The following is a 21,504-nucleotide window of genomic DNA, read 5'->3' as shown; positions in this document are numbered from 1 at the left end:
TAAAAGCAGCTGTAAAGGCTTTTCATAAGTTTCGCTGCCTAATGAATGACTAAAACCTAAGAGCCTCTATGACGTCATTAACAATCACTCGTAGCCTTTTCTGTAATTTATCATAATCAACTTTATCTAGCCGCCTCCAAGTATCGAACTTATCTTCAATAAATAACTTATAATATGCATTATCAGTTATGCGTTCAGCTAACAATTCAGATTGATTACTACGTAATTGAAATTTGTTAAGTTTGAAAGAAATTAGAAATAGAACGTCTTGCAGACTTAATATCAAATTTTCTAATTCTTCATTTTTACATGCAAAATTAGATTTGAATTTAGCTTCATAATAAAAGGCTTTTTCTTTTTGGGCCATAAACTCTTGCCAAATTTCATGTAATTCTTTTTCTAATCTATTATTTTCAAATCTTATATCATCTTTCTCGAGCTCTTCCAACTCATCAAAACCTCCAGACAGCTCGCCATCATTGCTCTTGAATCCTTTTGTAACTGAGTGGAAATTTGATGCAATCATAACAACGTTACTTGTCAAATAATTCCTTAGCTTTGGTAACGATCCTGTTTGCATTCCAACTCGCTCATTTAAGCCTCGTTGCCTTAAGTATTCCCTCCTTGCATATACGAAAGCAGCTATTGATACCAAAAAGCCTGCAAAACTTCCAAAACTAGAAAACTTGTCAGCTAACGATTTATCACAACAGAAAATTACAATTAGCCCTGTTAACATGAAAAGCCCTGATAAAAAATAAAGAAGAATCTCCCAGTATGGGGAGACTACATCATCTAAATATTTATCTAATTTTCTTAGCATATTACTTTGTAACTCTAGGGGGGTTAGATGTTTCATTTGGAGCTTGTTTTCTGAAATCTAACTTTTTAAGAAATTCCATAAACAATTCATTATTATCGGTATGGTAAGTATCTTTTTCGATACTGTTTTGCTTTTTAGAACCAAACAGGCTTTCAACTAGGTTTACCCTTAATTTAATTTGTTCTGTCTCAGGTAAACTTCTTAAAAATGGATCTATGGTTTTCAAATCAAGTGCAGTTTGATGTAAGTTATATTCTTGTTTTCTGTGTTTAGATGACTCCCTTGATAAATAGGTTGCCGGAATAGATAGAATAAAAATTAGTACAGCTCTTAGAATTGTGTTTTCCCAATCAAAACCAAACTTTGTCGATTCTACAAAGGTAAAAATAGCTATAATAATAATTCCTAACATACAACCCAAAGAGCCGTATCTTAGATTGTCTGCGATTTTTCTCTCTGATATTGCACCTTCGTCAAAAGAACCAGCTATTACACCTTCACTTGCTATCTTTAATAGTTCATTTATTTCATTTTTTTTAGTTTCTATCTCTTGCTTGGCTTTTTCATATTCATCTTTAAACGCCTGAATTTGTTCTTTTTGAGTCGTTTCTATTTCTGTGATTTTATTACCTAGAGTACCAAGTTCATCCTTATATTCACTAACACTACTTTGAATTATCGATAAAGTATTGCTAACTTTTTGCTCTGACTCTTTTACACTACTTGATAAGAAAGTTAATAACTGTTCCGCTTTTTCTTGAGACACTCTTATAGTCTCACCATGTTGTTTTTTAAAGGAAGCAGCTAATTCATCGAAACGTTTTTCGTTTTTTAATAATTGATTATTTTTAAGTGATAGTTCTTGTTTGATTTCTTTTTCGTCTTTTATTGACTCATTACTAGAGATAGATTGAATTAATTCAAGTAAGCTAAAAGTATCTTTTTGTAGTCTATTTATATTATTTATACCGAAAACTTGTCTACCACTAGAGGACTTAAACCCGACTTTTTCGCTTGAACAAAAGTCTTTAATTTCATCAACAACCCTTATAAAATCAAAAACCGAGTCCATTTTTTTACTCAATAAAAGAATATCTATTTCAGCAATTTTTTTTATTGAAGCAAAAATTTCTATCGCGATATCTATTAATTGGAGCGCGCTATCGTTTCCAACTACTGTTAATTTTAAGTCACTAAGACCTTTACTAATCGAGCTAATTTTATGCCGAATATTATTTGATATCATTTCGTTAATCCTTTAATTTTTTGTTAGCATACACAACCTTGAACTAACATAAAAAGAATAATTACAATATAAATTTACCTAAAATCATAATCACTTCTTTTTCGTCATCATCCGATAACCCTAAAAATGGCCGTGCTGGGATGGCAGCTAAACGGGGGATCATATCGCTTTTACCACCAAATTGATGGATAGCAGCGTATTCCATATTTGTGCCAAACTCTAATGATTCGTCCCCTACGTTATAAGCGAACGTGTCGCGCAGTATGTCGTTTAGCCTAAGTATTTTATCTTTGTTCTTTTTTTTACTCTTGGCGTAGTCTGGGCTAAGTGGCTGCCACGGGTCGCCATCTGGGCTGCGTTGCTCGTCAAAGTGATCACGGTGGGTCAACATTAAATGCTCGCCCACATTGCCTAACGCTGGCGCGAGATTGTCTAAGTTTTTTACCAGTTGGGTGAGCACACCGCTTACTGCTTGTGCGCCTTGGGTGCTTATTTGTATTTTAGCACCTGCCATTACACTAACCCTTCGTTAAATGCTTCTAGGTGTGTTTGCTGGTCTAGCCCTGCAATAAGCGCGGGGAGTAGGTCGGCTATTTGGTTGGCCTCTTTGCCTTTGGCTTGTTGCTCAAGCTGTGCAAACTCGCGACACGTTTGTATGGTATACGGGGTTTGCCTTAGCAGCTGCTGCGCTTGTTCGATTAATTTCATCGTCTTTTTTCCTGTGATTTAGCGGCATCTTTTACTAGTTGGTCTATCCAGCTTACAAGCTCCGGTTGCCATTTTTTAAGTTCGTTACGGGCAAGCGCCCAGGCGGTGAATGCCTCGGCAAATTCTTCGTACTTATTGACAGCACCGTAATAGGTTACGGGCAAGGCATTTTTTAAAAAGGCAGGTGCGCCTGCATAGTAATGCACTTGGTGGCCTAGTTCGTGTAGCCATGTGGCTACCACTGCATGGGCTTCGTTTTTATCTAGTGTATTAAGTGTATCTGATATTGTGTGATCGCGTTTTAAAGTTTGCCCATTGTGTTTGAAGCTGTACTTACCTTCGTTGTTAGCGGCGAGCCTTACGGTAAGCGCTGCGGTGTCTTGCACTGCTTGCATGTTTACTTTGGCTAGGTTTTGGCTGGCTTTTACTTTTACTACTACGTGCTCAAAACCCACTGAGGTAAACCCGCCTACCCGTTTAGGGTTACGGGTGGCGTATTGCATACGGGCGTAAAAGTCGTCTACGCCTAAGTACTCGCCTACGTCACTACGAATGGCTGCATTTGCTTTAGAACCTGCGCTCATTTCGTTACTTTTTACAAACAGGGTTTTAGTTTGCTTGGCGTCTAAAAAGCTGTTTAAGCCGCTAAGTACTTCGCTATCGAGCATTGCTAGTAATGGGTCGAGCTTTAGCGCGGTGACGTTTTTAGCGGTGCTGTAAGCCGATGGTACAATGCGGCTTGCTTGATAATCTGCTACGCGCTGTTTAAGCGGTGGCTTGTCAGCCACTTGTTTTTTAGCCTGGCTTGTTAGCTGGGCTGTATTTTTTGGGGTGTAGTCAAAACCCGGTTCAATCCCGCGTGGTAGTTCAAACTCTTCGCCTGTTTTTTTATTTGTCCAGGTGTAATTACCATTATCGGGGGCTGTGCCTACGGTTAGGCCACGGCGCTTAAGCTCACGTTCGCTTAGGCTAAACTTTTTACATTTACAGCCCCAGCCGTTTTGTGGGCTGTGGGTGTCCCACCATGGATCATCTACCGGTAATACTAGGTTATTCCATTTTAAATGCAGTACGCGCGGGCTTTCGCTATCGCCGTGCTTGTATAGTGCATAAGGGCGGCTTGCTTTAAGTGCTTGTATTTGCCCCTCACGCCCTGCGTTGTAGGCTTGCCGTATATTGGTTTCGTATATTAACTGGCTACGCCATGCACTCTGGCCGTTATGCTCCCAACCGTAACGCGCTTTAATATTATCAAACTCTTTTTGAAACCAGCCCAGGCTTTTACCTTCACTTATAGCTTTGTCTACTGAGGTGTAAAAGTCGTTAAGCATGTCGGCTTTGGTTACGCCTGCAACCATAAACGCGCGGTTATGAGCGTTTTGCCATACATCGTCCCAGCTGCCGCTGGGTGTATTTAACTTTTGCCTAAAAAACTTTATACCATCGTCAAACGGTAACGAGCCATATCTAACAGCCATTTAACGGCCCTCATCCACTTCTAGCGCGCCTAGTAACTCACTGGCTGCCATGGCCTTTGCCATTAACTCGCTAAAGCCCTCAGTGCTTATTTGTGGCTCTAGGGCTAGTATACCGTCGCGTATTTCCTCTAGGCTGCTGGCGTTTTTGACCAGTTCGGTTACGGCATCGCTCATGGTGTTTAAGTGGGTTTGTGCTTGTGCGGCTAGCTGCTCGGCTACTAGGTCGGCGTTATCTTTTTGTGGTTCGCTTTTAAGTGCTGCAAAGCCTTTAAGTGCGGCGGCAGGCTCTGTTGGTGCTACTACTGGAGTTAAGCTTAGTATTGCCTCACCCTTTTCAGGTAATGGTATTTGGGTTTTTTCGCTTACCCATTTAGCCGGTATTGGGTAGTTAACTTCGGTAAGTATTTTAAGTGCTGGCGCTAATAATGCGATGTCGTCGGGTTCGCTGGTATCAAATTTAAAGCGTGGTATACGGCGCGTGCCTGAATAGCTTTTAGAATTGAGCGCGTGCATTGGGTAGATAATATCGCGCGTAATGGTGTTAGCTACTTGTTTTAAATCGCTTTCGGTTATGTCGTTTAGTACGTCCATATGCACGTTACCAAGGGCGTTAGTGCTGGTTTTACCATCGGCTTGGCTGGTGAGCGTTGCGCCTAATACGGCTTTACTTTGGGTGGTTTCACACCACTTGATCATGGCTTCAAACGGGTCTGATTGCCCATTAGCGGCATTTTGAAATTCAATCTCCATACCCTTTGGGATAATACCCCCTGCGTTATGACCGATGCTAAGCACGGCACGTAACAAAGTGGCTTTTTCATCATCACTTGCGCCATTGGGGTATTTACCTAAACGAAGCGGTAAGCCGTAAATCTCTAGGAACTCAGCAAGGTCGCGGATTGAATAGTTTTTAAATAAGTACGGCCATGCCACGGTTGAGGTTAACCCAGTACGATGAATATACCCCGATTTACTGCGGTGAATGTGCGCGCACCAGCCAAACGGATTTAATGTTTGCCCTGTGTAGCTGTTGTCGCGCAGCATTAACTGGTTTCGGTTATCTGGGTGTGTTTGGAATAGGTTTTGGTCGCGAAATTCGTAACCGGTAATAATGTGCTCGCCGCCATCAAACGCCCAACTTAGCTCGTTACACGAAAACGATTTTAGTATTGCGTCGCTACAATCAAAAAGCAGGTCGTCTAGCCATGTGGCATCTTCTAATATTTCTTGAATTGCTGCGGCGTCTTTTTCCTCTTGTGGAGTCGCGTTGCGCGGCGGCTCTACTGACCAATCGTATTTAAGCCAACCTCTGCGCCGCTTTGTTAGTTCGCTAAATAGGTGGCCGTCTTTGTCTTCCATGTCTTTGGCTAAGTCGGCTATGGCTGCTAAGTTTCCAGCTTCTGAGTCTTTTAATAGTTGCGATAACTTAGCAGGGGTAAGCGCTTCACTTGGGTGTTCAGCAAATTGACGCATTAGCATGCCAATGCGGCTATCCTGATCGGTTTGCACTTGCTTAAAGTCGGTTGATTTAATCGGGTTGCCGTGAATATCTACTATTTTGTTCATGGGTTTACTCTAACTTTAATGATGGGCTTAATGCTTAGCACGTATATATCAAGCGTTAAGGTGTGTTGGTGGGCCTTGGCTAAACTGGCGGCGGTTATGTCTAATTGCTGTACTTGGGCGGTGAATATCTCTTGATAAAAGATCCTAAATCGCCGCGCTACCATGCTGCTTTACGATCACTTGCTAGGTCGTCACTGTGGTCGGGGCGTAAGCTGTTAGCACTTTGCTGGGCTTTGCTTGGTAGTGGCGTAAACTCTATAGCGCTGCCGTCCATTTCTGCAGCACGTATTAGCATGGCTATTGATACCGCGCTATCTCCGTGGCGCTTGTTGCCATCGGTGCCAGTATTTTTACCTTTATCTACCTGTGCAATACCGTTTTTAAGTTTGATTTGGCCTAGGTCGTCTAGTACGTCTTGGTCTTTGGGTAGCGTAATGTTGTCGGTTTCAAAGTAGTCTTTTAGTTTTGGCATCCATTCGCGATACCATGCTTGTGATAAATGCACGCTATCTACTAGCTCTGTGCCGTATTTAAGGCTTGCGGCTTCGGCTAAGTAACCCCCGTTACCAGTGGCATCAAACGCTAGGCCGCGCAGTTTTGGTAAACGGGCACAAATATACAGCATGATTTGCTTTTGCTGCTCGTAGGTTACATTGCGCAGCTCAACCATAAAGGGCACGGTTAGGCTGGTGTCTTGGTTTATTTCACCAATACTGAATACCGACAGATCGCCTTTACGGGCAAAATCTTCACCAAAAGCGTGAGTTAGATCAGGATTTAACCTACTTATAAGCTCGTCTATATTTTGTTCGCACCAAGTGGCTACGTCTTTTACGCGCTGCTCTTCGGTCCAGCTTTCAAAATCAGTAGGGGCTGTGTAGCGTAGTACTTTGCACTCATCGCTTAGGGCACGTTCACGCAAGCGGCGGCTTAAGTATTGCCCTGCGCCTTGGCTTGGTACGCAGTAAAGCTCTTCGTTTGCGGCATCGGCTGTAGGGTAAAAATCAACTTGATTAGTAAGCCATTCGTCTTCTTTGGCTTGCGTCCACGTTTGCCCACTCACTAAACAAATACGTTTATATAGGCCGTGTTTTAGCGCTTTATCAATAGGAATATGATGCACTGAATACTTTTTAGTACCCCGTCTGGCTTGGATTATTAGCGTGTTAAATAGGTTATCTACGCCGTTATGGGTCGAAATAATACGTACTCGCCCGCCCCACATGGTCAATGCCATGGCGGCTTTTAGTACTTCGTCTAGCTTGTCATGGAATGCCGCTTCGTCTATTACTACGTTGCCTTGGCGGCCTCGCAAGTTACGCGGGTTAGAGCTTAGCGCTACTATTTTTTTACCGGTGCTAGGGAATTTAATTTCAAAGGTATTGATTGAGCGCTTTGTGCCGTCTGGGTCTTTTTCTTCAAATATGCCCTCTTCGACTTCGCCCATAACCATGTTGAGCTTTTGCGCCCAAAATGCACAGGCGTCTATAAACTCCTTAGCCATTTCTTTATCTGAGCCAAGGTAATAGGTGTTTTGCGCGCCTTTACTGGCACAAGCACTTAGTACGTCGTCGAGCGCTTCGGCAAAGGTTAGCCCTGTACGGCGTGACTTTTCGGCAATTTTTATTATTGCTTTATCTTCCATCCATGCTTTTTGATAACCAAAAAGTATGTCGGTGCCCATGGCAACCGCTAACGAACCTGCCACTTTACTAAGCGGTAGCTCGTTGGTTTGGGTAACGCTTTGCGCTGTGCTAGTCATGCTTTAGCCCTAAAATATCGCGTTTGAAAAAGGCCAGCATGTCGTCTGCGGTTTGCGGTAAGTTTTCGTTTTTAACCTTTTGGTCTAGGTCTTTGGCGAGCTTTTGCGCGTAGGCTTTTTCTATTTCTTGCTGGCGTTTGTGTGCCGCCATGGCAGTTTGCTCTAGGCGCTGGGCTGCTAGCATGGCGTCTTTTATGGTATCTATGTCTACCGCTGCGTCGTCGTCGGGGTTCATCATTTGTTGCTGCATTGCACGAAACAACTGAGAACGGCCCATTTCTAAAATAAGCTTGGTGGTGTCTCCCGTTGGCTTATCGCCAAGCTCTGCGGTAAGTGCTTTAGTTGACTCGCGCAAGTCGCGTAGCTTCTGGCCTATGGCTTCGGTTTTTTGTGCATGGCGGCTTAGGCCACTGCGGCTAATAGTTGCGCCATCGTCTAAGCCCGATTCAATAATAAGGCTGTTTACGGCGTCGAGTATTTCGCCCTGGCTAAAACGTTTGTCGCGTAGCATTGAATCGAGCTGCTTTTTAATGTCTTCAGGTAGCAGGTCTACTTTGCTGGGCTGGCCTCTGCGTATTGATTCGCTCATGGTTTAACCTCGTGGCCCTGGACGTTTAATGCCAGGTACTACACTTATGCCCTCCGCTACGTCTATGCCCGATTGCGTAATGCGGGCTACCCACGTGTTAGCACTGAGTTTATCGAGTGTTATATAGCCGTTTTGCTCTAACCAATTGAGTAAGCTTTTAAGCTGATCGCGACTGCAACCCAGTGCATAGCGCTGTAGTACATCGGCTAGCATGCTGGTGTTAGCGCCAAAATCGGCGGATTCTTTAAGCGTTATTAATATGCTAATTCGTTGGTGCTCGGCTTGGACTTCTAAAAATGCCATGGTGTTTTTTCCTATGGGTGGGGCTTAAGGGCTGGCACGGTTTCTTCTACTGGTTCGCCGCATTGCATGCATCGATACAGTGTGTAATCGGTTATGCCTTTATTAAAATCGTCGGTGGTGACAACCTGAGCGGGTATGTTTTTATAACAAGCCTCGGTTTTATCCGACTTTGTAAGTACCGTGATTTTTACGCCGCATTGGCACTTGTCGTTAACTATCGCCACTACGCGTACCTCTGAGTTCGTTTTCCATTAATAGATCGGTTAGCCGCTTTAGGTCGGTGAGCTGTGGATTTAGGCCATCGATTTTGCCGCTAACTTCTATTAAGCGTTTATCAAGGTCGTGTAGGTCGTCGGCATTGGGCAGGTCTTCTACTGTTTTTTCTACGGCGCTTAAACGGCTTTCTAACACCTCATGAACCTTTTTGGTCACAAAAGTGCTGCGTAACCATGCCAGTGCGCCAGCGCCAACTATGGCTACACAAACGGTTATAAATGCCTTTTGCCACTCCAAAATAAATTCCATGCTAATGCCTATAATGCTGTTGTTGTATTTCAATGAGTGATTGGCAATCAACACAGGTGCTACAGTTTTTAACTGCTTCACGGCGCTGTTTTGGTATATCTATGCCGCACTCTTGGCAGTGCATAAACTCTGCACCTGGTTTGTTTGATTTTTCGCGTTGAATGGATAGCGCGGCATCTAGTAAGTGTCGCTCTATTTTTTGTGCGTCGTCGAGTTTACTCAATTTGGCTTCCTTACTTTTTCAATTACGTTTTTAATACTTTGCTTAACGCTTGGCGCGGCCTTTTCGACTGTACGACCAATAACGTAACCGCCTATGCCTAATTGCAGTAAATCCCATGCCTGCGCTGATAAGCGAAAAGCCAACCAACCAAATGAGTCAAAGCACACCAACACTAAAAATGTAAGCATGGTGATTGGCCGCCAATTGCGTTGAAGCCAGCTTTCGCCATTGGCCTCTGCGGTAATAATTTGCGATTGAGCCTCTAGCACTTTGCCTTGTAGCTCTAAAATTTTTCCCTCAAGCTCTAACACTTGGCTTTGTGCTGCGTTTTCAATGCGTTTGAGTTCGTTGGTAATGGTTTGGCGCTCTTCGTCGCTGGTAAACAGATCATCAATTAAATTGGTGATAGGCTCGACCACGTTAAACCAGTTGCTAATTGCCATTAGCCTCTCCAAAGCCTTGTTTAAAGGCTGTGCGGGCACCTTTGGAGCTTTGTTGGCCGTCTACGCGTAGTTGAATATCAATGGCTCTTACCGATTGCCAGCCTTTATTAAAGTAGCTTTGCATTGTGTTGCAGTGGCTGTGTAGTGGTATTTTGCGTGGGTCGAATGGCATGTTGTGCATGCGAGCGTCAACTTCCAATCCCATGCGTTTTTCGCGGCCTTTTTGATATGACCAATCCCAACTTTTACCCATTACGCCACCTCGCTTAGCTGGTTCACTGCAAATTCGGTTACATGAGCTAGGCGGTTATACCAGCCCTCTAAGTTTGGTTTTTGACGGGCATCGTTTGCACAAATACGGGCGTACTTGCGACCACGGTTTACGCTAAGCAGTACAATGAGGCTAAGGGCTGGGCGCTCTAAAATGGCGGCTAGGGTTTTTGGCCCCATGCGGCCATCAGGCTTTGAGTTAACTAGGCGCTGGATTAATTGGGTCATGGCAGGTGCGCCGTGCTGCACTGCGCCATCTAGCAGCATAAAATCAACACCTGCGGCGCTTTGCTCGCTGTACATTGCACGCCAATAGTCGCGGTGATACAAGCTTACGGCTTTGGCGAGTGTTAGATTTTTAATATCAAGCTTTGGATACGCGCGCTGGCTTATGCCATATTTTGTAAGGCCACCCTGGTCTGAGGTTATATCGTTTAACCCGCCGTCACTGCGTAAACCACCCTCTAAATACAAGATAGGTAATATACACTGGGCAAATTTAAGCGAGTATGGTGCAAGTGCCGTTTGTATTTCGGGAGATTGTTTAAAGTAGTTTAGAGTTGGGAGCATACCGAAAAACCTTGTTGTTTTTCGGTATTTTGATTAGTTAGCTTTGATTAGTGGCCGTGCGGGATTTCGGGAATTAATCTAAGAAGTAGACAGTCACACGAAATCAGAGGTGTTCTCAATATTAATTTAAAGTGATTTATAGAATAAGTCATGACTGTTAGCTGTTAGATTTGATTAATATTACTCAATCAAATCTAACATTCTGAATGTGCCGCAAGCGGGCAGTTGCAACCTCAATCATTTGTTATCCTTCAGTTAATCCAAAAAACTAAAAGTATCAGCAAGATGTAACTTCAAAGCTAAATCCGGAGTATAATTTTCGCGAAAGCAGTCAAATTCTGAGCCAATTCCTTGCACCGTTAACCTATAGTCATCTGATTTCATTCCAACGTTGTACTTATTGAGGAAAACCTGAATATAAAGGCAAGCTACTCGACATGAACTTAATAGAACTTCGTACAGCAATTGATTATTTTTATAATCTAATGTCCATTCAGGGTTTTCGGAAATTGGAAATACGCCATGTGCGACGTAATTTCGGATGTTTCTGATAAGGTGAAGTCCGTAACTATGATCTACTGATTTAACGCTTTTCATACCACTTAAAGGCTTGTCTTTGATGTAATCACACCTGTTAAATATTTCAATGAAGCTTTCCACTTTGTGGCTAAAGTGGAGTGGAAAATCGTCGGCATTATATATATCAACCAATGCTGTTGCTTGCATCGATGGTTTATATAAATTTCTGTTCTTAAGCTTATCGCAAGAAAGGTAATGAGGAGAAATAAAGCGATACATTTCTTCAAGGGCATTTGAAACGAAAATAAACTTTGTTAATGCAGTCGCATATGCTGAGTAATGTTTAGTATTAGAATCACTTGCATCAGCAACAGTTTCACAAAAAAATTCCGCTCCATCGCTAAATTTCCACGTATCTATGGCTACATTATCCAGTTGAGCAGCCAGCTTTAACCACTCTCCGATAGTTGCTGTACTAATTAGGATTTCATCTTCTTCATCCTTAAAAGAGACTACATTATCCAAAACTGCGCAAAAACTCGCTAATTCGAATAAATGTGTATCTAACTTACGAAATTTTGAACATATAGGACATTTTCCCATTACTACTTACCTATTGCTATTGAATACTAATACGCAGCTATAAGCGGCTAAATATAATTATCCAAACTGTTACAAGCACAAGAAAACAGTAAGCGTCCGATTGATGACTTTGCTATGTGAAAACCAACTTAATAACAGCACCACTATAATAATGTGACTAACTGCCCAATTACTAAAGTTACTTTAGCTTTCAATGTTTTGTTATGTTTATTTTATTTAATGGCACTTTTAAAAACAACAAAATCTGCGATATTTTCAATCTGCTTTACTGTCATACTCACTTGAGCGTTTAAAGTTTTTTTACTATTCTCTCGTAAATTTTTATGAAGAGCAATTAAGGCCTTTGCTTGTCCCATTTCTAAATTTAATTTTTCAATAATTTTAGATGTATCAACTGCAATTATTTTGACTATTTCAGTTCTATGCTTTTTTTTATCTGTATCTATGTTATGAATAAAAAACAATGAGATTGTCTTTTTTGATGCATCTGAATTAATTTTCATTAAAATTTCACTATAACGAACTAAATCAAGCCAAATACTTCGACCTTTTTTAAACTCTATATTCAGACCCTCCCATGTTGCATCCCAATAGCGTAAAGTTTGTTTATGCATACCTAACTTGCTACAAATATCACCTTCATAATTACAGTTTTTTTTAACCCAATTTCCATTTAAATTAGTTATTTCAGTATTTAAATGCTTTTGAAGAGCTTCAGTCATAGAGTGTTATTCCTATTCACATAGCAGCTTTATCAGGGAACTACTTCCCTATTTTCGCGTGCAAATGTCCTTATTTCATGAATCCCATTAATAGCAAAAAATATAATTTATTGCCAATTATAAATATTATGCTCAAAGGTGGTTATTTTATAATATAAAAAACCGCTTTAAGCGGCTTTTTATATTATTAATCAAGATTATTGAGGTTTTGCTTCATTCGGTTTGCATTGTAAGCAAGTACCGTTGCGATATCGCTTAAACCTATGGGTACATCATTGCTGTTGGGGAGACTTGCAAGCTCTGCAAATAAAGATAAAGTGACTTGAATGTTATGTAACTCATTTAATGCATGCTCTTTTAATTTGTTATCCATTACCTATTCCATAATAAACATTTACGTAATTATTGAGTAATTCAGCAGTTACGGAAGTACTTCAACGATTTCAGCCTCTAACTTAACTTAAAACGTAAATCGCGCAACTGTTCAGGATTAACTACTGTTTATTGACGTAACTCATTAATTTTTATCTGTAATTCAGTAATTCCCTTTAGTAATTCATTCGGTTTATGTATGAGCATAAACTCCAAATCGCCTGCTTTTACGCTCTCAAGCGCTGCCGGTGCTTTAGCTATGAGCGGAGCGCCTACTTCATCTATGAATTTGTTCTCGTCTTGCATTACGTGCAGTTGTACTTGTATGTCGATGTGTTGCATTTGAAGTGTGCCCAATAGCACGTAGTTGTTTGGGTGCTTGCCTTCTAGCATGTCTATTATTAGCGTATCAACACATTCTACCGCCTCAGCAGCTACATTCACTGCCTCACTAAGTACGTTACCCATTAATACTTTACTCATTAAAATAACCTCCGTTGGCGGCGCTCGGTTTCAACAGCTCGTTGACGTTGAACTATTTCTGCTATTCGTCGCTCTGTTAGTTTAAATTTATTACCTAGCTGCTCAATGTTATTGCCTTTGTACTCTTGCCATATTTGTATATCGCGTAGTGCTGCTTTTAGACGTTGGTCTGTTGGTATATAAACATCACGTCCTCCAAAATAGTGACCTATTGCAAGGGTGATAGCTTCACCTAAACCTTGAGAGTCGTTAACGCCAGCTTTACTAAGTTGTGACTCAATAAGCAACGCGAGCGATTGTAAGTTACTAGGCCAGCGCTTGCGTACCTCAGCTGCGTCTGCTGTAGATAGTTTGTTTAGGCAATCTTGCAGTTCTTCGATGCTTTCACCAAATAGCTCTGGTTGTTCCTCTTGTTGGCTAGCCATTATTACCTCGTTGTTGCTCTTTTTGTAATTCGCGCTTTTGCCACTGCTTAAGTGATTCGAGCACTTTAAGGGCTTGTTGTTGGGTTAAAAAATGAGTATGAAAACTGATATTCTTACCTAGTTTATTACGATTTAGAACGCGATTAACGTAGCTATCTAGTGCGGTTTCTGAGCCATCACGCACAATGTTTTGTTTGTACATGGTGATCCAAATTGCGCGTATTTTGTTTATTTCGCCTAGTTGCGTTGGTGACGATTTAGGGCTTAAACGGCGTTTAGCTTTGGTCTTAAACCCTGCTTTTTTAAAGTGCTCTAACACTTGGTTTAATTCTGGCAAGCTCATTTGGCTGCATGATGTTTTGCCCACTGCGCCAAGTAGTGCTGCGCGGTAGGTATCGTCGTCTAGCCCTAGTTGGCTTTTCGCTATATGAATTAGCTGTATTAGCTTTGCTTTAGTCATTTTTAAACTCTTCTAACTGCTCACGTAGGCTTAAATAGCTTTGGCCTATGTCGGTGGCTTCTTGATCTGTAAATACGCTGGTGTCTATTGCCAGTTTATGTGAGCACTCTAAAAATTTAACGAGTGCAACAAGCTGCTTTAGTTCTAATGTGGGTTGTATCAATAGGGCCATGTGACCTCCTTTTGTTGCTTTGTTTTTATCAAAGTGCTTTTAGTTTTAGATAAAGCACTTTGATAAAAAGCCGCATCCGTGCGCGCTTTTTGGTTACTTAATTAGCCTTTATGGTTGTGCCTATTGGTATTACTGGGTTTACGCTTACCAGTTGGCTTTGCACTACAAAGGTGATGTTTTGAAATACAAAGTTAAGATTTACTGGCTCTTTACTTTGGGCTACCTGGTTAACTATGTTTTGTAGCTCGCTGTGTTCGCTTACTTGAATTGTTATGCCTTCCATGAATTGCTCCTTACAGCTTGGCTATATCAAGTGAAATTGCGTGTTCTTGTTCACCTATGGTTTCGTAAAAGCGAATAAAGCGGATTGAGTCAATGACTTGAATTGCATCGGCGATAATGTCCATTGCACGCTGCCATTTACCGGTATCGTCAGTAATTTTAAGGCGACGTAAACCAAGCACTTTTTGCACGCTTACTTTGCCTTTTTTATCGGTGGCAAAGGTTTGCTCAATAATAAGTTTAAGGTTTTCGTTTGCGCCTTCGCTCCATTCGTTTAAGCATTCGTCTATTAGTTCTTTGGCTACTAGTAGCTCGGGGCCAAGCTCTATGCTTTCTTGCACTTGTAGCGTTACTTTTTGTTGGTGATCAAAACTGCGTAGTGTGACGTTTCCTTTTTTACCGCCCATTTCTACTGCGTACTCTTGAGCTAGTAAGCCAAGGAACGCGTCGAACTCGCTAAATTGCTGCGCTTTAAATTCAGCCAGGGCTTTGCTTTGTTGTTTGGCTTTAGCTATTGCTGTTTGTACAAACTCATGGCGAATTATGTCGGCTGGGCGAATAGCCTTAACCGGTACTTGATGGCCTTTGTGGTTTGTTAAAAACTCTTGTGGCATGGGGGTTTATCCTTCTATAAACATGATGATTTGACCGTGTAACTTGGCTGGGCGAACTTGGCGGGTTTGCCCGTTTTTAGTTTCCGTTATTACTGGTAAATGTGCTGGGGCTTGGCCTGCTACCTCGATTACATGACAGCTAAAGCCTTTGTGCGAGCTGATTACTTGCAGCCCTCTTTTTTGTAGTTCGATTAGTGTGTTACGTAGTTGCATGGTTATTTACTCCCGCATAGTTTTGAGTTGGAGCAACCATTGCGGCATGCTTTATAAAGAGCGACGCGTATATGATTGGTTGCTGCGAACTTTCTGTTTTGGTGCTCAAGACACTGATTTACTGCTATATCGCCAAGGATTGGGCAATCAACTGTAAATGCCATATAAACACCCTCTACACGCTGCTGTATTACGTGTGTAGAGGCTTTGTATTTATTGTTTAGTACCTGGCTTACAGTTGCTTTGCTCACGCCAAGTTTTTCTGCTACTAGGCGCATTCCTTGCCTTTCAACTTCGTCTTTTAAGACGTGTAACCAGTTATTGGTAATCATGCGCCTCTCCTAATGTTACGGGTGCTATTACATTGGCTTTGCGCTTTACTTCTTTGAACTTTACGAGCTTGTTTAGGTTGGTGTCGTATATGCCTGAGGCCTTTGGTATTGGGCGCATTGGGCCGGTATTTTTAAGCAGTCGATAAATTGTTGCTTCACCCGCACGCTCTATTATTGAGCCTGTACGCGGAGCTGATTTAGCAATAAATACATATCCTGCTTTTTTTAAAATTGAGATATATGATCGGGCCGAGGCTAACGACACATCGGATGTACTGGCTACTTGGCCCGCGTCAAATTCGTTGAGGATTCGCATTGATTGCCACATGCGCTGTCTCCCTGAGTTTTGTTTAGTGGCACCATCATTTATAGGCTGTTCAAACGGGTTATATTGGTCGTTTAAAAGCGAGTATGTGACCTCTTCATGGTCTACATGCTCAGCAAGTGCTTTTGCTATGACTAAGCGTTTAGCAAAGGTTTTTAACTGAGCTAATGTGGTGTGCTCTATTGCATCGCGCACTTGCTGCAATGAGAATTTTTTTAAGATTCTCATTGCATCCCATGCATCTTTTAGTTGTGGGCGGCTCACTAAGTTTCTCCTACGCTTTTTTAAGGAAAAATTCTTTGCTGCCCCACTGCTGTAGGTCGATGCTTGTTAGCCCGTTTGCCAACGCGAATGCTTCAACTTTTGAAAGCCCTGTAATGATGCGGCGCACTTCTCCGTCGGTATCGCTTAAGAGCTGTTTTAATAAGTCATCTTGAATCGTTAAGCTTGGTTCTATTACTGCACTTACTATTATTTGTAGGTCATTAAATTGCAGTGGCTTGAACTCTAGCCATTCTGATATGCGGTTAAAAAACTGGCGATGGCGCTGTAATTTACGGCGTACTGATTCCATGCCAATAAGTACTACTGGGCAGTTTGTTAAATCGTGTATGTCGCGCACAATTTCGAGTGTATTTTTGTCGTTCAGCAGGTAGTCGGCTTCGTCTATGAATAGCGGACGATTAGAGATAGCCATGTGCTCTATGATGTAATTAAGCATGGCTTCGCGCGTATATATATCAGGACCGCTTAGCTCTTTAACTATTTGGCGTAATAGTTGGGCTAATGTCATGCCTGATGTGGCGCGTATATAAATACCGTCGCAGCGGTTTACCAACCATGCGGTTGCGGTGGTTTTACCTAGACCTGGATCGCCATAAATTAAACCTATCCCTGGTACACCATGTGCACGCTGGTTTAGCGCCTCGACCATCATTTGCGTTGCTACTACATTGCTTACGATTGCTATTTTAGTTTTCATGGGTTTTCCTTTTACTATTTATGTAATTGAGTTGGTGCAGCTGGGGCTGCGTTCATGTCGTTTAGTAGGTCATCTAGCCGCTTTGACGAGGCGCGATTTTGTTGTTCCCATATATTTAGCCACTGCGCATCTGCATCAATTAACTGTTTTGCTAGGCGCTGTTTTTTATGGAACATGGCTTTACTTTGTGGATTGTCGAATAGCGGCGTTGGGTTTACGTTTGCTATTGCGGTTTCTTCATCTAACTGCTTTCGGCGCTTTTCAAATTCACTTAATTGCTCGTCGCTAAAGCCAACAGCTGGCTTACTGTCGAGCGCTTTAATTGCTGATTGCGTTATAACGTTGGTGTGTTCAACTGACTGCTTAGGCAGTGTTGAAAGCGCTTTATTTTGGGTTGTGTAATGCCCTAACACTTCGTTTGCTATGTTTGATACGTTGACGCTTTTAGCGGTCTTTTTAAGCTCTTTTAGCTTGCGTGATGTTTCGGCTGATTGGCTGCGTTTTGCATGGTGCGCAACGTCTTGGCGTGTCATGCCTGCTGACTCTATTTCGTGGTCTACTGCGATACAAATAAACTCGTTATTCATGCGATTAAATACGTAAATACGGCCTACGTTTTTAGGGTCCCATTTACATAGCACTTCATCGCCTACGATTGCGCCTAGCTCTGGTGCTATATAGAAACCGCCACTTAATTTTATGCCCTCCTTACCTACCATGCGTAAACCGCGATTTGTAGGTATTGGCTGTAGCATTACATCAAGCAAACGCTCGTCTTTGATCACTTTGATTTGGTCGCGGCTTGCTGCGAATAAATCGAATGGTGTTTTATTACCTATGTTGCTGTGTGGCTTGTGGTGATAACGGTTATCGATCCAGTTATCTACAAACTCTTGCAGTTGCTGGGCTGTCATGTTGATTTCGATTGCTGATTTATCACCGCCCTGCTTTGCTAATAGGCGCTGTGCAAAGGTTTTGCGCGCTTCGATTGCTTGGCGATCTGATACGTTGTGACCGATATAACCCGTTAATAGCTCGGCTATGTCGTGCGAGAAAGTTTTGAAAAAGCGCTCTATGTATGGCTTTTCTTCACCTGAAAACGGGCGTGTTGTTTCGTGCTTTATGTCGAGCGCGTCAAACACACTTTTGATTTGTATTGAGGTGTAGTCTTTACCGTTATCTGTACGTGCTATTTCAGGGATACCCCAATCAAGTATTGCTTTACGGATAACTAAACAAATACCGGTGCTGTCACTTGTTGGGTGAATAACGACTTTTGCACGGCGACTAAATACGTCAATAATTCCGATTAATGAGTGACGGCCATCGGTTAGCATTACGTCTGATGGGGTTGAATCGAACTCCCATAATTGGTTTAGACGTTTTACGTTTTCGTCCATTTTACCCATGGCGCTCATATACTTGTTTTTCCAAGCATCTGGGTTTGCCATTTTGGTATAAAGTGCGCTGTTTTCGCGCTTCCAACGTGTTAGCCAATCGCGAATTGTGGTTTCAGCTGGTAGTGCTTTACCTACTTGGTAAAAGCGAGCGATTAAACCCTCTTTTATTTGTGTGGCTTTTACGTGTGGGTATTGGTAGATCATGGCTATGCAAAAATCGGCTAGCTCTTTGTCTGAATCGATGATTGATTTGCCTGTACGCTTTGGCTTTAAAGCAAGCCCAGCGACACCTTTTTCAGTAATGGTTTTTTGCCAGCGTATGAGTGAGTTACGCGACACTGATGGTATAAGTGCTTTGTACTCTACCGGAATATCTAACATGCACTGGTTGTAGTGCTCACTAAAAAGCTTTAAGCCTGCAATCTTACCTAGTTTGTTTAAAGCTATAAATGAATCGGCTGCCTCTAATATGCGCACTTTCGCATTTACTTTAGGATCTATGCTTTGCAATCCGGCCAAGCTTTTAAGATTTAACTGGCGCTGTTGATTGATTAAATCTTTATTTAAGCTGCTCACTTTTTCATTAAGAGCTAAATATGATTCGCCACTTTTAGATGCAGACGTATCCAATGATTTAATGATAGCCTCTTCAACTTGTATACGTACATATACAGGCAAGTCGCTAAGCGCGTATTTACGCACTTTTCCACCACGGCTTTTAACTTCGGTAAAAGGCCAGTTTTCATTTTTTGCTTTAATTTGAATGCTGCGTTTACTAAAAAGTAAGTAATCAGCAATTTGCTTAGCTGTGTAAAGTTCCATGACTTATGCCCCGTTCATCTTACGACGTCCGATCTTACGGTTTGGCTTGCCGTCTTTACCGTAACGCTCTGGCCATATTTCACAGGCACTTACACCGATTACATCTGCAATGATTCTTTCAATAGCTGGGTATGGTCTATGCAGTGCGGTTTGCACTGCATTTGAGGTGTAACCACGACTAAAAGATAATTGGCGACATGACCAACCCTCATCTTCTAACGCAGCTTTTATGTCTGCTTTGGTCCAACCGAGGCATTCTATGCTATCCATTTGAGTTACCTTTTATGTATATGCTTGTATCCATGAACACAAGCATATACATACAATCGTATACATTCAAACTATAATTCACACGAACGCATACATAAATTGATAAGGCATTGATATTTAGTAGTATTTATTTTTAACTGAAGGGGTTCGCAGTTCGCACTTTTAAAGCGCGAAAGATCGCACTTGATAACATGGTTCGTGTTAATTTTTTATTTTGTATGCACGCGCTTGTGTGATTAAATACATGATAAGTCCATCATCCGAACACAGACCTAAAGAAACATGACTGCATTCAATGACTATTTAAAAGCGCTAAGAGAGCAAAAGTCCCTAGATATAGGCACTGTGGCTAAGCGTATTGGTGTGCATAGGCATACCCAATCAAATTATGAAGGCCATAGAGATCCTCCTATTGATTATTTGATTGAGTTTGCTGAGGTGGTTGATGTGCCATTTACCGACATTCTTAAGAAGCGCCTGGATGATTCAAAGGCTACAGAACAGGCAAAGAATAATGCCCTCGATTCACTAAACTCTGTGAAATCAAATGACAACACGCTTGATGATATTTACGCAAGGGATAACGATCTTTTGCAAGTTAAGCTGAGTGAAGTATCCCATACCTCTATCCCTGTGGATGCAACTGTATACATAGACACCAAGGATAAATCCATAGCGCCAGGTAGTATGTACGGTTTCCTCAGTCCAATGAATGGTTGCTACTTTGCTGCTAAATTGGCTATAACCGATACTAAGCTCAAGCTAGTATTTGATAGCATCGAACGTAAAGACACTGAGTTTTATATTGAAGATGGAAGTACTGAATCGCACTATATTTTGAAGACTCTTGGATTATTGGGTAAAGTTGTAAAAGCAGAGATTGTTTTTTAGTTACCCACCTGTTCCCGTGTAACAAAACAGGGTTTTAATTTTACCCATTTTATTCGCTCTTTCTTTTTCGCACTTAATTTTTATTAAACTCCTCTTAAACCCTTATTTCTCCCACCTATTCCCATGTATTCTTATCTATTCCCTATTACCCAGTTAGATCTGTCAGTTACAATATGGGATTATTTGTTTATTTAATGCAAATCCACACTCGTGCTGAATAAATAGCCAAGCCTTTGATTGCTTTGTTTTTATACAACTCCATAGCAGTTCTAAAATTATTAGGTTCTTATCAATATTTAAAATAGATATACGTCTTTGATTAAGATTCAGTTCAACAAACTTTAACGTTAGAAAAATAAAAGTGAGGTATTTATTTTAAATACGTTTATTTAGACTTTGTAAAAATATAGGAAATAGAACAGTTTTTTATCACTAAAAGCTACTTTATTTAATTTTACGGCAAGTTTTATTAGCTAAAATTACTCTCTTGATTCAAATATTACGCTGTTTTTGTAAAACAATATCACTGCGCTTTACTTAAATAGTGTTATAAAACGCGCAGATTGCACATAAAAACAACGAATAGACCTCTTTTTTGAATTTATGATCTTTTATATGTTGACACTTTGCTATGCGGTCATTAATATTTCGCCCCGTTGAAAGGCAAGACGCTTCCCCCTTAGCTCAGTTGGTTAGAGCGACGGACTGTTAATCCGCAGGTCCCCCGTTCGAGTCGGGGAGGGGGAGCCAAGTTTTTCAGCCATAAACGATTCCCCCTTAGCTCAGTTGGTTAGAGCGACGGACTGTTAATCCGCAGGTCCCCCGTTCGAGTCGGGGAGGGGGAGCCAAGTTTATGTTTATGATGTAGTTCCCCCTTAGCTCAGTTGGTTAGAGCGACGGACTGTTAATCCGCAGGTCCCCCGTTCGAGTCGGGGAGGGGGAGCCAAGTCATAAAAAGTATATTTTAGTTCCCCCTTAGCTCAGTTGGTTAGAGCGACGGACTGTTAATCCGCAGGTCCCCCGTTCGAGTCGGGGAGGGGGAGCCAATTTACTACACTTCCATAGACATCTCCTTAAATTTGCTCTACCATTTCCTATTAAAATAAAAAAC

General features: G+C 41.7%; 31 protein-coding genes and 4 tRNA genes. 5 read left to right on the top strand and 30 right to left on the bottom strand.

Translation table 11 applies throughout. From position 1 onward, the window contains the following. Positions 1-49 precede the first annotated feature (49 nt). From ACZ5WS_RS09810 to ACZ5WS_RS09665, 30 genes are all read right to left on the bottom strand, one after another. Positions 50-859, bottom strand: coding sequence for a hypothetical protein (locus ACZ5WS_RS09810; RefSeq protein WP_464708164.1), 810 nt, complete (start codon positions 857-859; stop codon positions 50-52). Further along, entirely contained in the window at positions 825-2,069 is a 1,245-nt protein-coding gene (locus tag ACZ5WS_RS09805) for a coiled-coil domain-containing protein (protein ID WP_464708162.1), read from the bottom strand. Before ACZ5WS_RS09805 ends, ACZ5WS_RS09810 begins: the two co-directional genes overlap by 35 nt. 61 nt (positions 2,070-2,130) lie before the next feature. Further along, positions 2,131-2,583 carry a phage virion morphogenesis protein gene (locus ACZ5WS_RS09800; protein WP_464708158.1) on the bottom strand — a complete coding sequence of 151 codons (453 nt, stop codon included), beginning with the start codon at positions 2,581-2,583 and terminating at the stop codon, positions 2,131-2,133. Then, a complete protein-coding gene (locus ACZ5WS_RS09795) occupies positions 2,583-2,777 on the bottom strand; it encodes a hypothetical protein (RefSeq protein ID WP_182692957.1) in 195 nt (64 codons plus the stop codon). The genes ACZ5WS_RS09800 and ACZ5WS_RS09795 overlap by 1 nt, the downstream gene beginning before the upstream one ends. Beyond that, positions 2,774-4,255: a phage minor head protein gene (locus ACZ5WS_RS09790; RefSeq protein WP_464708151.1), complete on the bottom strand. Its 1,482-nt coding sequence runs from the start codon at positions 4,253-4,255 to the stop codon at positions 2,774-2,776. Before ACZ5WS_RS09790 ends, ACZ5WS_RS09795 begins: the two co-directional genes overlap by 4 nt. Continuing rightward, positions 4,256-5,821 carry a DUF935 domain-containing protein gene (locus tag ACZ5WS_RS09785; RefSeq protein WP_464708148.1) on the bottom strand — a complete coding sequence of 522 codons (1,566 nt, stop codon included), beginning with the start codon at positions 5,819-5,821 and terminating at the stop codon, positions 4,256-4,258. 157 nt (positions 5,822-5,978) lie between these two features. Continuing rightward, complete coding sequence (locus ACZ5WS_RS09780) at positions 5,979-7,583, bottom strand: terminase large subunit domain-containing protein (protein WP_182692954.1); 1,605 nt, start codon at positions 7,581-7,583, stop codon at positions 5,979-5,981. Beyond that, positions 7,576-8,172, bottom strand: a complete 597-nt coding sequence (locus ACZ5WS_RS09775; protein WP_464708140.1) for a DUF3486 family protein — start codon at positions 8,170-8,172, stop codon at positions 7,576-7,578. The genes ACZ5WS_RS09780 and ACZ5WS_RS09775 overlap by 8 nt, the downstream gene beginning before the upstream one ends. A gap of 3 nt (positions 8,173-8,175) precedes the next feature. Further along, entirely contained in the window at positions 8,176-8,475 is a 300-nt protein-coding gene (locus ACZ5WS_RS09770; RefSeq protein WP_464708136.1) for a VpaChn25_0724 family phage protein, read from the bottom strand. 11 nt (positions 8,476-8,486) lie between these two features. Beyond that, a complete protein-coding gene (locus tag ACZ5WS_RS09765; protein WP_464708133.1) occupies positions 8,487-8,699 on the bottom strand; it encodes a hypothetical protein in 213 nt (70 codons plus the stop codon). After that, positions 8,686-9,000: a DUF2730 family protein gene (locus tag ACZ5WS_RS09760; protein WP_464708129.1), complete on the bottom strand. Its 315-nt coding sequence runs from the start codon at positions 8,998-9,000 to the stop codon at positions 8,686-8,688. Before ACZ5WS_RS09760 ends, ACZ5WS_RS09765 begins: the two co-directional genes overlap by 14 nt. Position 9,001: 1 nt before the next feature. Further along, entirely contained in the window at positions 9,002-9,223 is a 222-nt protein-coding gene (locus ACZ5WS_RS09755; protein ID WP_464708126.1) for a TraR/DksA C4-type zinc finger protein, read from the bottom strand. Next, the gene (locus ACZ5WS_RS09750) at positions 9,220-9,666 is read right to left on the bottom strand and encodes a 3TM-type holin (protein ID WP_464708122.1); all 447 of its coding nucleotides are present in this window, start codon (positions 9,664-9,666) and stop codon (positions 9,220-9,222) included. The genes ACZ5WS_RS09755 and ACZ5WS_RS09750 overlap by 4 nt, the downstream gene beginning before the upstream one ends. Continuing rightward, on the bottom strand, positions 9,656-9,919 hold the full coding sequence (locus tag ACZ5WS_RS09745) for a hypothetical protein (protein ID WP_464708119.1): 264 nt from the start codon (positions 9,917-9,919) through the stop codon (positions 9,656-9,658). The genes ACZ5WS_RS09750 and ACZ5WS_RS09745 overlap by 11 nt, the downstream gene beginning before the upstream one ends. Continuing rightward, a complete protein-coding gene (locus tag ACZ5WS_RS09740) occupies positions 9,919-10,506 on the bottom strand; it encodes a glycosyl hydrolase 108 family protein (protein WP_464708116.1) in 588 nt (195 codons plus the stop codon). Before ACZ5WS_RS09740 ends, ACZ5WS_RS09745 begins: the two co-directional genes overlap by 1 nt. Before the next feature lie 255 nt (positions 10,507-10,761). After that, the gene (locus ACZ5WS_RS09735) at positions 10,762-11,628 is read right to left on the bottom strand and encodes a hypothetical protein (RefSeq protein WP_464708113.1); all 867 of its coding nucleotides are present in this window, start codon (positions 11,626-11,628) and stop codon (positions 10,762-10,764) included. 212 nt (positions 11,629-11,840) lie between these two features. Beyond that, on the bottom strand, positions 11,841-12,350 hold the full coding sequence (locus tag ACZ5WS_RS09730; protein ID WP_464708111.1) for a hypothetical protein: 510 nt from the start codon (positions 12,348-12,350) through the stop codon (positions 11,841-11,843). 187 nt (positions 12,351-12,537) lie between these two features. Then, positions 12,538-12,723, bottom strand: a complete 186-nt coding sequence (locus ACZ5WS_RS09725; RefSeq protein ID WP_464708108.1) for a hypothetical protein — start codon at positions 12,721-12,723, stop codon at positions 12,538-12,540. A 128-nt stretch (positions 12,724-12,851) separates the two neighbouring features. Then, the gene (locus tag ACZ5WS_RS09720; protein WP_464708105.1) at positions 12,852-13,205 is read right to left on the bottom strand and encodes a hypothetical protein; all 354 of its coding nucleotides are present in this window, start codon (positions 13,203-13,205) and stop codon (positions 12,852-12,854) included. Beyond that, positions 13,205-13,630 (bottom strand): Mor transcription activator family protein, encoded by a 426-nt coding sequence (locus tag ACZ5WS_RS09715; RefSeq protein WP_464708103.1) that lies wholly within the window; start codon positions 13,628-13,630, stop codon positions 13,205-13,207. The genes ACZ5WS_RS09720 and ACZ5WS_RS09715 overlap by 1 nt, the downstream gene beginning before the upstream one ends. Next, a complete protein-coding gene (locus ACZ5WS_RS09710; protein ID WP_464708100.1) occupies positions 13,623-14,090 on the bottom strand; it encodes a gp16 family protein in 468 nt (155 codons plus the stop codon). Before ACZ5WS_RS09710 ends, ACZ5WS_RS09715 begins: the two co-directional genes overlap by 8 nt. Beyond that, a complete protein-coding gene (locus ACZ5WS_RS09705; RefSeq protein WP_464708097.1) occupies positions 14,083-14,262 on the bottom strand; it encodes a hypothetical protein in 180 nt (59 codons plus the stop codon). Before ACZ5WS_RS09705 ends, ACZ5WS_RS09710 begins: the two co-directional genes overlap by 8 nt. A 97-nt stretch (positions 14,263-14,359) precedes the next feature. Continuing rightward, positions 14,360-14,545, bottom strand: a complete 186-nt coding sequence (locus ACZ5WS_RS09700) for a hypothetical protein (RefSeq protein WP_197208702.1) — start codon at positions 14,543-14,545, stop codon at positions 14,360-14,362. 10 nt (positions 14,546-14,555) lie between these two features. Continuing rightward, positions 14,556-15,158 carry a DUF3164 family protein gene (locus ACZ5WS_RS09695; protein WP_464708093.1) on the bottom strand — a complete coding sequence of 201 codons (603 nt, stop codon included), beginning with the start codon at positions 15,156-15,158 and terminating at the stop codon, positions 14,556-14,558. Positions 15,159-15,164: 6 nt separating this feature from the next. Then, a complete protein-coding gene (locus ACZ5WS_RS09690) occupies positions 15,165-15,371 on the bottom strand; it encodes a hypothetical protein (protein ID WP_182693909.1) in 207 nt (68 codons plus the stop codon). Between the two features lie 2 nt (positions 15,372-15,373). After that, positions 15,374-15,703 carry a LacI family DNA-binding transcriptional regulator gene (locus tag ACZ5WS_RS09685; RefSeq protein ID WP_182693910.1) on the bottom strand — a complete coding sequence of 110 codons (330 nt, stop codon included), beginning with the start codon at positions 15,701-15,703 and terminating at the stop codon, positions 15,374-15,376. Continuing rightward, complete coding sequence (locus ACZ5WS_RS09680) at positions 15,690-16,292, bottom strand: hypothetical protein (RefSeq protein WP_464708090.1); 603 nt, start codon at positions 16,290-16,292, stop codon at positions 15,690-15,692. The genes ACZ5WS_RS09685 and ACZ5WS_RS09680 overlap by 14 nt, the downstream gene beginning before the upstream one ends. A 10-nt stretch (positions 16,293-16,302) precedes the next feature. Beyond that, positions 16,303-17,010 carry an AAA family ATPase gene (locus ACZ5WS_RS09675; RefSeq protein WP_197208695.1) on the bottom strand — a complete coding sequence of 236 codons (708 nt, stop codon included), beginning with the start codon at positions 17,008-17,010 and terminating at the stop codon, positions 16,303-16,305. Positions 17,011-17,024: 14 nt separating this feature from the next. Then, on the bottom strand, positions 17,025-19,232 hold the full coding sequence (locus tag ACZ5WS_RS09670) for a transposase (protein ID WP_464708085.1): 2,208 nt from the start codon (positions 19,230-19,232) through the stop codon (positions 17,025-17,027). A 3-nt stretch (positions 19,233-19,235) separates the two neighbouring features. After that, positions 19,236-19,502: a helix-turn-helix domain-containing protein gene (locus ACZ5WS_RS09665; RefSeq protein ID WP_182693691.1), complete on the bottom strand. Its 267-nt coding sequence runs from the start codon at positions 19,500-19,502 to the stop codon at positions 19,236-19,238. A 282-nt stretch (positions 19,503-19,784) separates the two neighbouring features. On the opposite strand from ACZ5WS_RS09665, the gene ACZ5WS_RS09660 reads away from it, so the two are divergent. The 5 genes from ACZ5WS_RS09660 to ACZ5WS_RS09640 all read left to right on the top strand — a co-directional run bounded on the left by ACZ5WS_RS09660 (position 19,785) and on the right by ACZ5WS_RS09640 (position 21,439). Then, complete coding sequence (locus ACZ5WS_RS09660) at positions 19,785-20,393, top strand: helix-turn-helix domain-containing protein (protein ID WP_197238706.1); 609 nt, start codon at positions 19,785-19,787, stop codon at positions 20,391-20,393. A 673-nt stretch (positions 20,394-21,066) separates the two neighbouring features. After that, positions 21,067-21,143: transfer RNA gene (locus ACZ5WS_RS09655), tRNA-Asn, on the top strand. Positions 21,144-21,164: 21 nt separating this feature from the next. Further along, positions 21,165-21,241, top strand: a tRNA-Asn gene (locus ACZ5WS_RS09650). Between the two features lie 21 nt (positions 21,242-21,262). Beyond that, positions 21,263-21,339, top strand: a tRNA-Asn gene (locus ACZ5WS_RS09645). A 23-nt stretch (positions 21,340-21,362) separates the two neighbouring features. Beyond that, positions 21,363-21,439: transfer RNA gene (locus ACZ5WS_RS09640), tRNA-Asn, on the top strand. Positions 21,440-21,504 lie beyond the last annotated feature (65 nt).

The organism is Pseudoalteromonas sp. 11L1 (assembly GCF_055397545.1).
The sequence above is the reverse complement of the archived record's forward strand: the minus strand, read 5'-3'. Positions and strand labels throughout refer to the sequence as shown.

Excerpts from the sequence above, each read along its gene's own strand:
- ACZ5WS_RS09810 (WP_464708164.1), bottom strand. The coding sequence starts at position 859 with ATGAAACATCTAACCCCCCTAGAGTTACAAAGTAATATGCTAAGAAAA.
- ACZ5WS_RS09805 (WP_464708162.1), bottom strand. The coding sequence starts at position 2,069 with ATGATATCAAATAATATTCGGCATAAAATTAGCTCGATTAGTAAAGGT.
- ACZ5WS_RS09800 (WP_464708158.1), bottom strand. The coding sequence starts at position 2,583 with ATGGCAGGTGCTAAAATACAAATAAGCACCCAAGGCGCACAAGCAGTA.
- ACZ5WS_RS09795 (WP_182692957.1), bottom strand. The coding sequence starts at position 2,777 with ATGAAATTAATCGAACAAGCGCAGCAGCTGCTAAGGCAAACCCCGTAT.
- ACZ5WS_RS09790 (WP_464708151.1), bottom strand. The coding sequence starts at position 4,255 with ATGGCTGTTAGATATGGCTCGTTACCGTTTGACGATGGTATAAAGTTT.
- ACZ5WS_RS09785 (WP_464708148.1), bottom strand. The coding sequence starts at position 5,821 with ATGAACAAAATAGTAGATATTCACGGCAACCCGATTAAATCAACCGAC.
- ACZ5WS_RS09780 (WP_182692954.1), bottom strand. The coding sequence starts at position 7,583 with ATGACTAGCACAGCGCAAAGCGTTACCCAAACCAACGAGCTACCGCTT.
- ACZ5WS_RS09775 (WP_464708140.1), bottom strand. The coding sequence starts at position 8,172 with ATGAGCGAATCAATACGCAGAGGCCAGCCCAGCAAAGTAGACCTGCTA.
- ACZ5WS_RS09770 (WP_464708136.1), bottom strand. The coding sequence starts at position 8,475 with ATGGCATTTTTAGAAGTCCAAGCCGAGCACCAACGAATTAGCATATTA.
- ACZ5WS_RS09760 (WP_464708129.1), bottom strand. The coding sequence starts at position 9,000 with ATGGAATTTATTTTGGAGTGGCAAAAGGCATTTATAACCGTTTGTGTA.
- ACZ5WS_RS09750 (WP_464708122.1), bottom strand. The coding sequence starts at position 9,666 with ATGGCAATTAGCAACTGGTTTAACGTGGTCGAGCCTATCACCAATTTA.
- ACZ5WS_RS09745 (WP_464708119.1), bottom strand. The coding sequence starts at position 9,919 with ATGGGTAAAAGTTGGGATTGGTCATATCAAAAAGGCCGCGAAAAACGC.
- ACZ5WS_RS09740 (WP_464708116.1), bottom strand. The coding sequence starts at position 10,506 with ATGCTCCCAACTCTAAACTACTTTAAACAATCTCCCGAAATACAAACG.
- ACZ5WS_RS09735 (WP_464708113.1), bottom strand. The coding sequence starts at position 11,628 with ATGGGAAAATGTCCTATATGTTCAAAATTTCGTAAGTTAGATACACAT.
- ACZ5WS_RS09730 (WP_464708111.1), bottom strand. The coding sequence starts at position 12,350 with ATGACTGAAGCTCTTCAAAAGCATTTAAATACTGAAATAACTAATTTA.
- ACZ5WS_RS09725 (WP_464708108.1), bottom strand. The coding sequence starts at position 12,723 with ATGGATAACAAATTAAAAGAGCATGCATTAAATGAGTTACATAACATT.
- ACZ5WS_RS09720 (WP_464708105.1), bottom strand. The coding sequence starts at position 13,205 with ATGAGTAAAGTATTAATGGGTAACGTACTTAGTGAGGCAGTGAATGTA.
- ACZ5WS_RS09715 (WP_464708103.1), bottom strand. The coding sequence starts at position 13,630 with ATGGCTAGCCAACAAGAGGAACAACCAGAGCTATTTGGTGAAAGCATC.
- ACZ5WS_RS09710 (WP_464708100.1), bottom strand. The coding sequence starts at position 14,090 with ATGACTAAAGCAAAGCTAATACAGCTAATTCATATAGCGAAAAGCCAA.
- ACZ5WS_RS09705 (WP_464708097.1), bottom strand. The coding sequence starts at position 14,262 with ATGGCCCTATTGATACAACCCACATTAGAACTAAAGCAGCTTGTTGCA.
- ACZ5WS_RS09700 (WP_197208702.1), bottom strand. The coding sequence starts at position 14,545 with ATGGAAGGCATAACAATTCAAGTAAGCGAACACAGCGAGCTACAAAAC.
- ACZ5WS_RS09695 (WP_464708093.1), bottom strand. The coding sequence starts at position 15,158 with ATGCCACAAGAGTTTTTAACAAACCACAAAGGCCATCAAGTACCGGTT.
- ACZ5WS_RS09690 (WP_182693909.1), bottom strand. The coding sequence starts at position 15,371 with ATGCAACTACGTAACACACTAATCGAACTACAAAAAAGAGGGCTGCAA.
- ACZ5WS_RS09685 (WP_182693910.1), bottom strand. The coding sequence starts at position 15,703 with ATGATTACCAATAACTGGTTACACGTCTTAAAAGACGAAGTTGAAAGG.
- ACZ5WS_RS09675 (WP_197208695.1), bottom strand. The coding sequence starts at position 17,010 with ATGAAAACTAAAATAGCAATCGTAAGCAATGTAGTAGCAACGCAAATG.
- ACZ5WS_RS09670 (WP_464708085.1), bottom strand. The coding sequence starts at position 19,232 with ATGGAACTTTACACAGCTAAGCAAATTGCTGATTACTTACTTTTTAGT.
- ACZ5WS_RS09665 (WP_182693691.1), bottom strand. The coding sequence starts at position 19,502 with ATGGATAGCATAGAATGCCTCGGTTGGACCAAAGCAGACATAAAAGCT.
- ACZ5WS_RS09660 (WP_197238706.1), top strand. The coding sequence starts at position 19,785 with ATGACTGCATTCAATGACTATTTAAAAGCGCTAAGAGAGCAAAAGTCC.